Origin of the sequence: Streptomyces sp. AV19, from assembly GCF_015999245.1 — a bacterium.
Classification (GTDB): Bacteria; Actinomycetota; Actinomycetes; order Streptomycetales; family Streptomycetaceae; genus Streptomyces.
In genome coordinates this window covers 526173-538606 of record NZ_JAEAMR010000004.1, presented here as the reverse complement: position 1 = coordinate 538606, position 12434 = coordinate 526173, and the positions used below count along the sequence as shown (strand labels likewise).

15 protein-coding genes are annotated in these 12434 nt (G+C 65.5%); 2 read left to right on the top strand and 13 right to left on the bottom strand.

All coding sequences use genetic code 11. From position 1 onward, the window contains the following. Positions 1-69: 69 nt before the first annotated feature. Entirely contained in the window at positions 70-1278 is a 1209-nt protein-coding gene (locus tag I5Q34_RS07210) for a serine hydrolase (protein ID WP_199891300.1), read from the top strand. 69 nt (positions 1279-1347) lie between these two features. Here the strand turns inward: I5Q34_RS07210 and I5Q34_RS07205 are convergent, their stop codons facing one another. The 8 genes from I5Q34_RS07205 to I5Q34_RS07170 form a co-directional block, all read right to left on the bottom strand. Further along, on the bottom strand, positions 1348-1536 hold the full coding sequence (locus I5Q34_RS07205) for a DUF397 domain-containing protein (protein ID WP_199891299.1): 189 nt from the start codon (positions 1534-1536) through the stop codon (positions 1348-1350). A 138-nt stretch (positions 1537-1674) separates the two neighbouring features. Then, positions 1675-1875: a DUF397 domain-containing protein gene (locus tag I5Q34_RS07200; protein WP_199891298.1), complete on the bottom strand. Its 201-nt coding sequence runs from the start codon at positions 1873-1875 to the stop codon at positions 1675-1677. Positions 1876-1888: 13 nt separating this feature from the next. After that, on the bottom strand, positions 1889-2743 hold the full coding sequence (locus I5Q34_RS07195; RefSeq protein WP_199891297.1) for a helix-turn-helix transcriptional regulator: 855 nt from the start codon (positions 2741-2743) through the stop codon (positions 1889-1891). Positions 2744-3346: 603 nt separating this feature from the next. Then, positions 3347-3865 (bottom strand): SUKH-3 domain-containing protein, encoded by a 519-nt coding sequence (locus I5Q34_RS07190; RefSeq protein WP_199891296.1) that lies wholly within the window; start codon positions 3863-3865, stop codon positions 3347-3349. Positions 3866-4007: 142 nt separating this feature from the next. Beyond that, complete coding sequence (locus I5Q34_RS07185) at positions 4008-4940, bottom strand: SUKH-3 domain-containing protein (protein WP_199891295.1); 933 nt, start codon at positions 4938-4940, stop codon at positions 4008-4010. Then, entirely contained in the window at positions 4937-5326 is a 390-nt protein-coding gene (locus I5Q34_RS07180) for a YwqJ-related putative deaminase (RefSeq protein ID WP_199891294.1), read from the bottom strand. The genes I5Q34_RS07185 and I5Q34_RS07180 overlap by 4 nt, the downstream gene beginning before the upstream one ends. Next, on the bottom strand, positions 5319-5798 hold the full coding sequence (locus I5Q34_RS07175) for an SUKH-3 domain-containing protein (protein WP_199891293.1): 480 nt from the start codon (positions 5796-5798) through the stop codon (positions 5319-5321). The genes I5Q34_RS07180 and I5Q34_RS07175 overlap by 8 nt, the downstream gene beginning before the upstream one ends. 18 nt (positions 5799-5816) lie before the next feature. Next, complete coding sequence (locus I5Q34_RS07170; RefSeq protein WP_199891292.1) at positions 5817-7589, bottom strand: YwqJ-related putative deaminase; 1773 nt, start codon at positions 7587-7589, stop codon at positions 5817-5819. 233 nt (positions 7590-7822) lie between these two features. Here I5Q34_RS07170 and I5Q34_RS07165 point away from each other — a divergent pair, with 233 nt between their 5' ends. Beyond that, entirely contained in the window at positions 7823-8098 is a 276-nt protein-coding gene (locus I5Q34_RS07165; RefSeq protein WP_199891291.1) for a DUF397 domain-containing protein, read from the top strand. A 73-nt stretch (positions 8099-8171) separates the two neighbouring features. On the opposite strand, the gene mycP is transcribed toward I5Q34_RS07165, so the two are convergent. The 5 genes from mycP to I5Q34_RS07140 form a co-directional block, all read right to left on the bottom strand. Further along, positions 8172-9344 (bottom strand): type VII secretion-associated serine protease mycosin, encoded by a 1173-nt coding sequence (mycP, locus tag I5Q34_RS07160; protein ID WP_234428464.1) that lies wholly within the window; start codon positions 9342-9344, stop codon positions 8172-8174. Between the two features lie 151 nt (positions 9345-9495). After that, positions 9496-10989: a WXG100 family type VII secretion target gene (locus I5Q34_RS07155; protein WP_199891289.1), complete on the bottom strand. Its 1494-nt coding sequence runs from the start codon at positions 10987-10989 to the stop codon at positions 9496-9498. Positions 10990-11042: 53 nt separating this feature from the next. Then, positions 11043-11483 (bottom strand): hypothetical protein, encoded by a 441-nt coding sequence (locus tag I5Q34_RS07150; protein ID WP_199891288.1) that lies wholly within the window; start codon positions 11481-11483, stop codon positions 11043-11045. 109 nt (positions 11484-11592) lie between these two features. Beyond that, positions 11593-11874 (bottom strand): WXG100 family type VII secretion target, encoded by a 282-nt coding sequence (locus I5Q34_RS07145; protein ID WP_049717449.1) that lies wholly within the window; start codon positions 11872-11874, stop codon positions 11593-11595. 43 nt (positions 11875-11917) lie between these two features. Next, the gene (locus I5Q34_RS07140; RefSeq protein ID WP_199891287.1) at positions 11918-12259 is read right to left on the bottom strand and encodes a WXG100 family type VII secretion target; all 342 of its coding nucleotides are present in this window, start codon (positions 12257-12259) and stop codon (positions 11918-11920) included. Between the last annotated feature and the right edge of the window lie 175 nt (positions 12260-12434).

Below are 12434 nucleotides of genomic sequence, written 5' to 3'. Positions count from 1 at the left end.
GTGATCGCGCGGCGGCGCGGCGGCGTGCCTGCGGTCCCGTGATCTCGTGATCCGCAGAGGAGTAGGCCCATGACAGTGAAGTCGGCAGGGAGCGTGCGCAAGAGCCTGGTGACGGCGGCCGTCGCCGTCGCTATGGCGACGACCGCCTTCACACCGACTGCCATGGCACGTACGGAGGATCAGGCTCCACCCGGGCACGCGGCGACGCAGGCCGCGCTGGAGGGGCACGTCTCGGAGCTGAAGCTGCCGGGCGCGCTGGGTCAGGCGCGAGACGAGAACGGCGCCTGGAACGGCTCGGCCGGCGTCGCCGACCGGGAGACGGGGCGGAAGCGCTCCCCCGAGGACCGCTTCCGCGTCGGCAGCGTCAGCAAGGTGTTCACCTCGGTCGTGCTGTTGCAGCTGGAGGCCGAGGGCAGGCTGAGCCTGGACGACACGGTCGAGAAGTGGCTGCCGGGGGTAGTGCGGGGCAACGGCAACGACGGCAGCAAGATCACCGTCCGGCAGCTCCTCAACCACACGAGCGGCTTGTTCAACTACACGGACGACAAGGACTTCTACCGGCAGATTCACGAGGACTACCCCGAGCACCGCTTCCAGAGCCAGACGCCTGCCGAGCTGATCGCCGTCGCCCTGCGCCACGAGCCCGAGTTCGCGCCCGGCACGGGCTGGCACTACTCCAACACCAACTACATCCTCGCCGGAATGATCGTCGAGAAGGTGACCGGCCACCGCTACGCCGACGAGATCCAGCAGCGCATCATCAAGCCGCTCGGCCTGCGGGGCACTTCGCTCCCCGGCAACGCCACGAACATGCCGGACCCGCACGGCCGCGCGTACACCACGCTCTACCCCCGCAACCCGCAGCCGGACGACAAGGTGCACGACGTCACCGAGCAGAACGCCTCCTGGCTCTGGGCGGCCGGCGAGATCATCTCCACGACGGGTGACCTCAACACCTTCTACCAGGCCCTCCTGGGCGGCCGGCTCCTGCCCGCCGCCCAGCAGAAGGAACTGCTGACGACGGTCCAGGTCGGCAAGGAGCCGGGCGAGACAACCCGTTACGGCCTGGGACTCTACGACTACAAGCTGCCCTCGTGCGACGTCAGGCTCTGGACCCACGAGGGCGACATCCACGGTTCCAAGACCATGGCCGCCTCGACGGACGGCGGCCGCCACACGGCGGCGTTCAACCTGAACGGGGACTGGGACTACGACTTCGACGGGCTGGCGGGGGCGGAGTTCTGCCCGAAGGTCAGCGGGGGCGGGGCGGATCGGTAGGGAGCTCGGGTCCGGGCTCGGGCAGGGCCGCTCCCCGGCCCTGCCCGAGCCGTTCAGCGCGAGACGCCCTCAGGAAAGAGGAATCCCCGTCTTTATGGCCACCAGGAGGCCGCGCATGGTAGCTCGGGTGGAGCGCAGAACGGCTTTGGGCCAATCACTTTCCCGGAGCCGGAGAGTGCCATCAGCGGCACCGGCTATGTGCAAGCAGTTCACAGCCTGGCCGCTGAAGCTGGACTTCTGCCATACGTAGACTGACAACTTCAGCTCTCCCTCTCAGAAGCTCTTGGCAATGCGCCGCACGAGTCATACCGTCCAGTACGAACCGGTAGCGTGAGAGCTGCGATTCCGCCGCCGGGAACTCGCCACCGTGCCGGAACCGGGCCTCGCGGCTGGGTCTCATCCCGTGCACGGGGCCGCCAGTTGTCCAGCAACTATGGCCGTCAGAAGGCCACGCAACACAGCCCGTGTAGCACTGAGGACGACCTCAGGCTGCTCACTCTCCCGGAGTCGAACCCTTCCACAAGGGTCGATACCCACGTTGACACAGTTTGCCGCATTCGCACTGAAAGTTGACTTCTGCCAAACGAACGGAGACATCTGCCGTTCCCCCTCAAAGTTCTCGCGCGATGCGCTGAATGAGATCGCTCGACTCGGCGGGATCAAGGGCACAAGTTTGCATTCGGTCAAGGATGGTTCGGTACTCGCCCAGCTGAACTTCCGCATCGATGAAGACAGAACCGTGGTCGGTATCGAGCTGCACACTGTCCAACTGCGACACCTCGCCCCCGCAGTGGACGATGCCATTCCCGGCGCTCGGGAGGGGACCTGATCCGAACGGAATCACCAGGACACAGATGTGTTCCTCCCGACCCCGCTCCAGCAGGAACTGCAACTGCTTTCGTGTCACCTCTGGACCGCCGAAGTCCATCCTCAGAGCAGCCTCATGGACAATCGCCGTCAGGGGTTTCGCCATGTCTCCATAGAGCACCCCTTGCCGCTTGATGCGGTAGGAGATCCGATGTTCCAGCTCGAACGGAGCCAGGGCCGGCACAGCTCCAGCCATGACCACGCGGGCTTGCTCCCTGGTCTGTAAGAGCCCAGGGAGATGGATCATCGATGCCACTCGCAACGATGTCGCATGGTGTTCGAGCTCGGCAAGATCCAGAGCATCGGCTGGGACGATCCCCCGATACTCCTCCCACCACCCCCGTGTGCGGCCACCCGTCATCCGAGTCAGAGCCTCGATCAACGACCTGTCCTCGCACCCGTACAACCGGGCCAAAGCCCTCACTCGTTCCGCGCTGACCGCGTACCCGCCGGCCTCGATGCCACTGATCCTCGACTGCGAAGTACCGAACAGCTCCGCAGCCCGAGTCGCCGAGAGATTCGCCCGCTCTCTCAAACGGCGCAGTTCGGCGCCAAGTCGCCGTTGTCGGACACTCGACGGAAGCTTGACCCTGGCCATACCGCCCTCCTGCAATCGGACAGAGCACCTACGCCTCACCACTGCGGGTGATGTTGGCATGCAACCCACCTGAGTGTTGGCATGTATACCAACACAAGCCTTTATCGTGCTGCCGTCCGGTCACTCAACTCCTCACGCGAACAGGAGACTTCGCATGGCCACGGTATCGTCCGAGCACCCTTGCCAAGCCAGCTCTTCAGCCCTTTGGCACGAGATCCGTGCCCTCGTCACCTCTACGGCACCCCGTCTCTTCGCTGTCGTCGGAGAGCACATCACCGAGTCCGGCGACCTCCAGCCTCACGTACTCGCATGGGGGCTGACCGACCGAGCCAACGGAAGGACCCAGGTGACCAGCCTGGACGGGACCTTGCGTATGTCGCTCCCGTCGGCCGAACGGGCTGCTGCCCGCTTTGCCCGACAGACGGGCGAGCCGATCCACCTCGTGTGGGCGGGGTCACCGCAAGCCGCGATCGTCTCGGTCGCTTTGTAGGTCAACCGGCCGGCTGAGGAGGTACGGAGCTACTGGCAGCCGTTCCTGCCCTGTGGGCTCGTTGAACGGCTACCGGTGGCCCGTTGTCTCAGGCGGTTGACGACCGCTATGGCTCATGACTGCTCGGACCAGGCAATCCCTGCGCCATCCGGTATGCCGTCCCGGACGACGCACTCACTTACGTGGCCGTTCGTGAGGAGGTAGGCGAACGCTTCGTAGTAGCTCTTCCCCAAGTAGTAATCACCACTCCAGTGCGTGAGAAAGAACCTTCCTCGCGCGTCAATCAAAGCGATCTGGCCTTCACTTCCATAGGCCACGGGGAAGAGCGGCTGCTCAAGCCATTCGGACAACTCGGCGACCGCTTCGGCATCGGCTTCGTCGTAGTCACAGACCTCGAACCAGACCTCGCGATTGTCACTCGGGTCGCTGGTGAACCGGACACGAAGGAAGGCGAATTCTCGGATGAAATCCACCGCAATAGGAAACAACTCTGCCTCGTACCCGTGGGAAGCCAGGGAAGCAGCGACGTCATCCATGAAGGCGACGGCTTCATCTCCCATGTCACGCCCCGGCATCCAGCCCGCAATCCGCAACCGGGCATATACGTGCTCTTGAGTCATCAGAAGGCCCATGACACAGGTCTCACTCTCTGCCGGAGATAGGCAAGGGGAGGATGTGCACCCCAGCATCAGCGGTCCGGCCTCTCCCGTTCAACTCATTTCTACATCACGTTGCTTCGGTGGCTACCGCTGTCTTTCAGGACTCCCCACCAGATCAGGTCACAGGCTCGGCAGGAGTAGCACGCCGATCTCCATAAGCCGAGAACTCCAACACAGCGTCGGCCAGTTCGACGTCCGACTCCAGAACGGCTCGGGTGTCTGCTGACAAGCACATGCTGAGTCCCCGGTCGCCTTGGCGTCCGACGGAAATCGAGCAGACGATGCCGACGGTCGCGGGGAGCAGTTCGAGGGATCTCTCGGTGGAGGCGAGGAGAATCGAGCCCACGGCCAGCCGGATGTCGTCGAGCAGCGACGCCGCACTGCCGTCGAGCGGACCGGGGGCGAGGGGGAACTCTTCGTCCAGACGGACGGGGCCGTGGCCACGGAGGCCGATGACGCGGAAGCGGGCGGCGCGGGCCGTCAGGAGGCCGTGGCGGTGCAGGACGTAGACGGGGACCATGGCCGTCTTGACCAGGTCGGTCAGCTCGTCTTCGGCGGGGACGCGGGCCAGTTGCCAGCGGTGCGAGCGGGGCGTGATGCGCCGGGGTGCCCGGCCCTCGACGAGCGTTGTCAAGCCCGCTTCCGCCGATTCGCCGAGGAGCCACCAGCCGCCGTGGTCGACGGAGAAGAGCCGGCCCTCCTCGTCGAGCAGGAGGAGGGCGTCGGTGTCGGTGTGCCCGAAGGGGAAGAGGCGTTGGCCGATCGCGCGGGCGAAGGACGTCGCGGTGCGATGGGCGAAGCGGGCCGCTGCGGGGTCGATGACGCAGCCGGTCGCGGCGACATCCGCTCCGGGGGCGAGTGGCGAGATCGTCAGGCCGTGGAATGCGCGCAGGGCGCGTTCGGCAGCGGGGAACGGCTCCCATGCCTTCCGCCCGTCGGGGGAGGCCGTGCCGACGGCGGTCAGCATGCCGAGCAGGGCCTCATTCCCGGCGTCCCGGCCGGGCAGCCAGCCCGCCGCGCGCAGCGCATCGTGGCCGGTGGTGCTCACGAGTCCGCGATCTCCACTCCCAACCGGTTGAGGAGTGCTGTGCAGGAACGGCACGGGACCGTGCTCTGGCCGTGCTCGGGGTCGCCGTGTTCGCGGATCTTGACGGACATCATCACGGAGCGGGCGAAGTGCGGGGCGGCCTCATCGAGCGTCGTCCAGCGACCGTCGGTCCGGCCCTCGTCCAGGCCCCACAACTGGTCGGAGATGAGGGCGGATTCAGCGCAGTATCCGATGAAGGGTTCGCGCAGATCCACGGGCAACGAGTCGAAGAAATCGCGTACTGCCGGGTGGAGGTTGGGGGTTCCTTCACCGGTCAGGTTGGTCATGCTGAAGATCTTGCCCTGCACGAGCAGGCTGGCGGCCACGCCGGGAACAATGTCAGACATCGGCTTCCTCGAGATCATAGTGACGGCCTGTCATCAGGCAGGCGAGAGCTTCGTACCGCCCCTTGCCCAGGTAGTAGTCACCCGACCAGTGAGTCAGAAAGTACCTGTCCTGCGGATCCACCAGAGCCAGAGCGCGATCATTGTTGACATAGGCCACAGGGAAGAGGGGCTGTTCCAGCCAATCGACCAGCTCGGAAATCGATTCCCCGAATGACTCCTCGAAATACCTGACGGTGAAGGTGACATACTCCCCACCCGAATTTTCACCCGAGAAGGGGACCTGGAGCCCGACAAATTCCTTCACGAATTCGACTGCCGCCGGGAAGGGAGTCACCGGACATCCCTTCTCGGCGAGCGAAGCGACGGCCTGTTCCATGACAGCGGCCGCCTCGTCACTCTTGTCGCGTCCAGGTTGCCAACCGGCCGCCACCAATCGGCGATCAACTTCTTCTCGACTAAGATAAGGAGGCACTCTCCAACCTCTTCCTTGCTAGCGATGGGTAACGATACCCAACTTGGGCAGGACATGCCTGCACGATTTGCACGCTGGCTGGTGCTGTCCGTGCGGGATCTTCTCCCCGGTATCGGGGTCGACCTGGACCCCGATGGCCCGGGTATCGATCACAGCCCCCGACAGAGCTCTTCTGGCGTCCTCAACTGTTCTGATCGACTGCCCAGTCGGATCCAGTTGGTGCAGACGGTCCGATATCAGTGCCACTTCGGAGCACTTCCCGTGACCGGTCCCCAGCTCAACGCCGGACTTCTTCACGTCCTCGTACATATCCGCAACCACTGGATGCGTACGCGGGGTCTGGGCCTCCACTGCCTCGGCTCGTTTATCACCGGTCAGCTGCTTGGATATCTTCTTCTGCTGCATGCTGGTGTGCGAAGTAATGGTTCCATTGTGCAGCAGGGCACCCGCGCAACCACTCTGCATACGGGCCTTACCAGTCGGAACTTGACCTTTCGGCCACTCCACCTTCTCCGCCGCCTTGTCCGCAAGCCGCCCCGCTTCGCGGCCGAGTTCCCGCCGCTGCTGCTCGGGCCCCAGGTGCGAAACATCCAAGGCATCGCCTCGATGGTGCCGGGTTTCATTACCTGTGTGACCGTGCCAGTTCGGCTGGGGGTCCATCGGCCTGCCCTGGCCGCTCCCGCCCGACGGGCCGCTGCCGCGATCGGAGCCTCCGGAGCTGCTGCCGCCCTTCCCACCACCGCCTCCCGACGCGTCCGCCGGCTTCTGGTCGGAACGATGATGCTTGACGCCCTTCATCCCGCCTTCGACGTGCTGGTCGTGCTTCTTCTGGCCCTTGCCCGCCTCGGTCAGGCCCTTGCCGACGTCGTCGAGGTGCTTCGTCAGTTCGCCCTGCGCCTTGTCGAGGGACTTCATCGCCTTTTCGGCGACCTCCTCGATCGCCTTGGCCAGAGAGCCTCGGCCGCGGGTGCGGTTGAAATGGCCGCGGGTGGAGTGGAGGTGCGTGCCGCCCTTTTCGTCCAGGTGCTTGGAGTGGTCGTGCACCTTTCCCGTGAAGGTGTTGTGCTCGTGCTCGTCGAAGACGAGGTCGCCGCTGCCGCCTCCTCCGCCACCGGCGCTCGCCAGGATCAGGCCGCCGTCGCCGCCCGCACTGGCAATCCTCAAGCTGTCCTTGCCCGCCTGGAGCGTCTGCTTCAGGTCGACGCCATCCTGCGCACCGAGGCCGTCGGAGACGACCTGGACTACCAGGTCCGTGGCCATCGAATCCAGTGCGGCGAACACCGGGTCCATCACGATGGAGAGGACTTCCTGGGCAGCAGCCTCTGCGGCCTGCTTCAGGATGCGTTTGACGACTGTGCGGGTGACCCCGACCGCGCCCAGCGCGCCGAGCTCGGACAGACCGAGAGTGATGGGAGCAGCCGCCTGGGCCGATGCCACCTCGGCGGCCAGGATACCGAGTTGGACGATCGCCGAGCCCTTCGCCCCGGCGACCACGAGCGCTGCGGCGTCCAGTCCGCCGGCCAGCAGACGGCCGCCCTCGGCGAGGTTGTGCAGGTGCTTGCCGTTGAGCTTCTTGACGTGCGCTTCGATGGCGTCCGTCATCTCACCGCGGTTAGTGGAGAGGAGGCGGTTGAGCGCGACATTGGAGTCGCCACGGCCGGCGTCCACGTCGTCGGCGAAGCTACGGAGCGACTTGGCCATGTCGCGGTAGTCGTCCTCGTCGACGTTCGGCCAGTTGACGCCTATCAGGTCGAGAACGAAGGCCAGTTTGTCCGGAAGAACGACGCCCATCCCCCAGTCCCCCTACTTGAGACTCATCACCAGCGGTGAGGGGTACGACTCTAGGCAAGGCACCGTCAGTTCCTCAATTTGAATGCGGGACGTAGCGACACTCGTCGGTCGGGCCGACGTCAACTCCTTTACGGAAGTGCCTCTTCGGCGTCGGCACGGCCGGTACCCTGACCGCGGCCTGGACCATCGGGCCGCGGCGGTTCGTCGTCATCCATGTTGAAAGGACCCCTCTCATGGCCACCCAGGAAGAGACCGAAGCGCTGTACGCCATGGACATTTCCGGCGTCGAGTGGCTCAGCGCTCCCGACAGCCCGACGAAGGAGCGGGTCGAGATCGCCTACCTGCCGGGCGGGGCCGTGGCGATGCGGAACTCCGAGGATCCCGACACGGTGCTGCGGTACACGGCGAGTGAGTGGCACGCGTTCGTGCTGGGCGTGCGGGATGGCGAGTTCGACATCGAGGTTGAGCCGGAGGGTGAGGCGGAGGCGGAGGGCGAGCGGGGCGCTTAAGGGCGTATGTACGCCGTCGGCCCCTGTCGCTGCTCCTCGAGGAGGAGGCGGCAGGGGCCGAGGCGTTCGCCGGTTACGGCGTGGTGGACGGTGGTCCGTCGTACGGGGGCGGCGAGGTGGTGGGCTGCTGCTGCGCGCGGGCCCTCGCTCGCGCCCTCGACTTGCGGCGGAGGATGAGGGCGAGGAGGACGGCGCCGGGGATCGCGACGGCGGCCGCGCCGCCGAGGATCCAGGGCAGGTTGTTGTCCTCTTCGGCCTTCTTGCTCTTGGCCTTCTTCGGCGCGGCGGACGGGGCGGGGTCCGCCTTGGCCGCCTTGCCGTCCGAGGACTTGGCGCCTTCCGTCAGCGGGCTGACGTCGGGCGGGCCTGGGTTGCCCTTCTTCTCCAGGACGGGGATGCGGGGGCGGATCGTTCCGTAGCCGATGTACTCGCTGGGGACGGGTCCGTTGACCGGCTTGCCGGCTGTGTCCATCAGGACGCGGAGGACCTGGTTGTTGGTCCACTTCGGGTGCATGGACCAGACGAGGGCTGCGCTGGCGGAGGCGATGGCGGTTGCCTGGCTGGTGCCGCCGCCTCGGCAGTAACCGGTACCACCCTTCCAGCAGGGCGTCGGTACATTTTCGCCTGGTGCGGCGAGCACGACTCGGGTGTTGTGCGTCGAGTACTTCGCCGCTTTGTAGTCGGCATCGACCGAGGCAACACTCACGACGCCTGGGGTGGCTGCCGGGTAGGACACGGAATTGTGCTTGCCACCTTCGTTTCCGGCAGCAGCAAAGAGCAGCTTCCCCCGCTTCAGCGCGTAGTCCACAGCATCCCGGAGCTGGCGCTTGCTTTGGTCATCCATCACATCGTCCTGGATGCCCATGGAGATGCTGATGATCTGCGCCTTGGAATTCGCCGCATATCGGATCGCAGCCAACATTATCGGCAGGTTGGTCGCACCGTTTCCTACCTTCACCGGCAGGATGTTGGCTTCGGGAGCAAGACCGGTGACGCCTCCCCCTCCCGCGTCGTTTCCTGCAATGAGTGTCGCCATCGCCGTACCGTGGGAGTCGGAGTCCTTCAACTCCGCACCGCGTTCCCCACGACCAACGAAGCTCTTCCCGGAACGCACCCTGCCCTGCAGCTCGGGCTGCGACGACCGAACTCCACTGTCGATGACCGCAACGGTAACGCCCTTGCCCTTGGTCACCTGCCACATACGATCGGCCTGCATGGTGTCCAAGTACCACTGGCGCTGACGCATGGTGTCAGCACTCGCAGGGGTCGCCGCAGCGGCACCGCCGGCGAGCAGAGAACAGAGCACGGACACGACAGTTACGGCTCGGCCGCAAGCGCCTCTGATCGTCGTTTTGTTCACGAGTTCTCTGCTCACCATCCGGTGTCGTATCCGACTTCTACTGGACGACCGGCGGAACGTTGCCCGCTCCGCCCGCGTTCCAGGTCTCCTCATCCTCTGTCAGGTAACCAGGGCGGTTCGAGCGATTGCGGTTCTTCTCGACACCACGTTGTACGCCCTGGGTTGCCCCCATCGGAACACCACTCACACCACCGGCATTTCCCCCGCGCAGGAGACCGCTGCCACCAGGAGTGAATTCGCGACGGGCTCCCTGAGATCCCGAGGGAGCGTTCACCATACCGCCGGGCTCGGATGCGAATCGCCTTGTGGTACCGCCGATTCCTCGCGAAACGCCCGGTCCGAGGGAACCCGGAGTTCCGGTCCCCATCATTCCACGGCCCGTCTGCTGCGCCTCACCGCCAATGACAGTCCCCCGGGAAACGCCCCTTGAGGGCGTGGAAGCCTGCTGCCCCGGCGACGGCACACCACCGATGACTCCGGTGTCGACACGTGGAACGGGCGGGACCTTTACTCTTCCAGTTCCACCGATACGCCCGGGGCCACCCTGGCCTCCGGATCTCTCCACTCCAGAACGGTTCGGGAGCGGCTCCGGGCCGCCGCCACGGCTACCGGGAATCCGACGGGTTTCCCCAGTGCCACGCGAGGTCGGCGGAAGCGGCGGTGGCGGAACCGGCGTAGTGGGACCCGTGCCATGGTGTGAAGGTTCTGGCGCCGGAGGAGTGCTGGGCCCTGAAGGCGTTGTCGGGGCAGGCATTGGAGGAGCCTGGGTGCTATCGACCCTTGTACCGGCGTTGTTGTCGTGCGAAGGGGTCGAGTTGCTGCCCGAAGTGTCCCCGGAGCTGGAGCTGCCGTGGGTCGGCACGTGCGACGGCTCCTGGGGCGCATCCGGACGCGCCACGCCCGAAGTCTGCCGACCAGCGCCGTTCGCGTCGGCCCCCACTCCGGAAACGCCTGCGTTTCCCGCAGGTTGGACGCCACCGGCACCGCCGGAGGAGGAACCATCGGACGGCTCATAAGGCGTAAGCCACCCGTCCTCGCTTCCCCCGGTGGCGGCAGCCGGCATCGGCCGAAACTGCGGCGTCTCCAACCCACCGATGTCATTCGCCGCCACCCGGCAAGCCGAAGCCGCCGTCCGCATCTGAGGAAGGACCTTCTCCTTCAGCTCTTCCATCGCCTTGATGCGCGCCTTCTCCTTGTCCGCGTCCGCGAAGCACATCCCCATGGAGCTGGCCGGGGCTTCCTTGCGCATCGTTTCAGCGGCGGCCTTGATCGTGTCGCCTGCATGGACCATGTGGTCGCCCGTGACACCCGCCACATGTGCAAGCTTGATGACCTGCTTCGCGAAGGCATCGCCCCATTCACGGAACGCGTCGCCGCCCTCGCCGACCCACTTCGTCCGGCCGACATGTCCCTTGAGGTCGTTGCCTATGCTCTCGATCTTGTCCTTCGCCTCCACCAGCGCATGGCCCTTGGCCGAGATGTCGGCCCCGTTGGAGCCGATGATGCTGGCGTACATGCCCTCGACGGACATGCCGTCGAAGCTCGTGGGACCGCCCTCAGCTGCCATTCTGCGTTACCCCCGTTTCACTTCTGGCCGGTGTCGGACGACGGCAGATAGGGGCCGTACTTCTGGCCGTCCGGCAATGTGCCCTTCGCCTGGGCGGCCCACTCCTGCTGCTGCTTCCAGTCCTTGACGGACCGCTTCTGGATCGCGGCCAAGCGCTCCGCGTGCTCGCGGTCCTCGCCCTGGTAGTCACGGTCGGCCATGTCCACCGCGATGCCCATCGCCTCCAACTGGTCCCCCAGCATGCGCGAGAGCAATTCCAGTTGCTGGTGCACCTTGTCGTACGCCTGCGACAGGGCCTTGCCCTCCTCGAACGTCCCGTAGGCCGCCCCGGGCACCTTCTGGTCGCTGATGTGCTTGTGCGACGCCGCCGAAGCGTCCAGGTCGTGCAGCAGCCTGTCGACGCGCTTCTTGAAGCCCTGCAGTGAGTCGTCGGAAGCGTCCAGGTCCGATGACGCCATGAGGCACCTCCCCTGAATGCCTGATGCAAAGAATTAGAAAAAACAATGCCGTGGGTGCGGGCGCGGCCGGGCCGCGCCCGCACCCACGGGGTCATACCGAGCGCGTGGCTCAGCCGCCGAAACGCCCCGCCTGACGGCGGTCGTTGGCGCTGTAGCCGGACACGGCCTCGTGCAGCTTGGACGCGATGGTCAGCAGCGTCTGGTGCATGTCCTTGACGTTCGCGTCCCAGCCCTGGTGGCGGGCGTGGAACGCCTCGCGGGTCTCACCGTCCCAGTGGCTGACGACGTCCTTGACGCGGGCGTCGAGGGACTCCAGCTGGGAGTGGATGGCGTCGGCCGAGGACTTCACCTGGTTGGCGGCCTCGGTCACGCCGGCGTACGTGATCTCCATGTGGTCTTCTCCTGACGGGTCCTACGGCTGAGGGAAGGGGCGACTAGGAGACGTGGAAGGCTCCTAGGGCGCCGGTGACGCCGCCCTCGCCGATGCCCTTGAAGCTGTTGAGGCGGTCGGACTCCTCCTGGGTGAAGCCCTTCTTGCTCGCCTCCATCGCTTCCTTGGTGAAGTTCAGGAGCTGCTTCAGCTTGCGCACGTCCTCGTTCACGCGCTCCTGCAGGCCGTGGTAGGCCATGGCCGCGTCGCCCTTCCAGACGCCTTGCACCGACTGCACGACGTTCTGGAGGCTCCTGATCTTGCCCTCGAGCGTGTCGTGCATGTGCCCGAGGTCCCTGATCAGGGAATCGAGTTTTTCGTCTTCAAGCCGCAGCTTGCCGCTCATTGTGCACCTACCCCCCATGAATCGGATGCCCCGTGGAAGTCGCATGTTCCCACGCGTTCCCATTGCATCGGACCGAAGTTGTCGGCTGCCACTCTAGCCACTCGCAGGTTTACGTCCAACCTGTATGCGGCAGACCCGAGTTCATCCCTGGATGGGACGGCCATTGGTCCCCTCA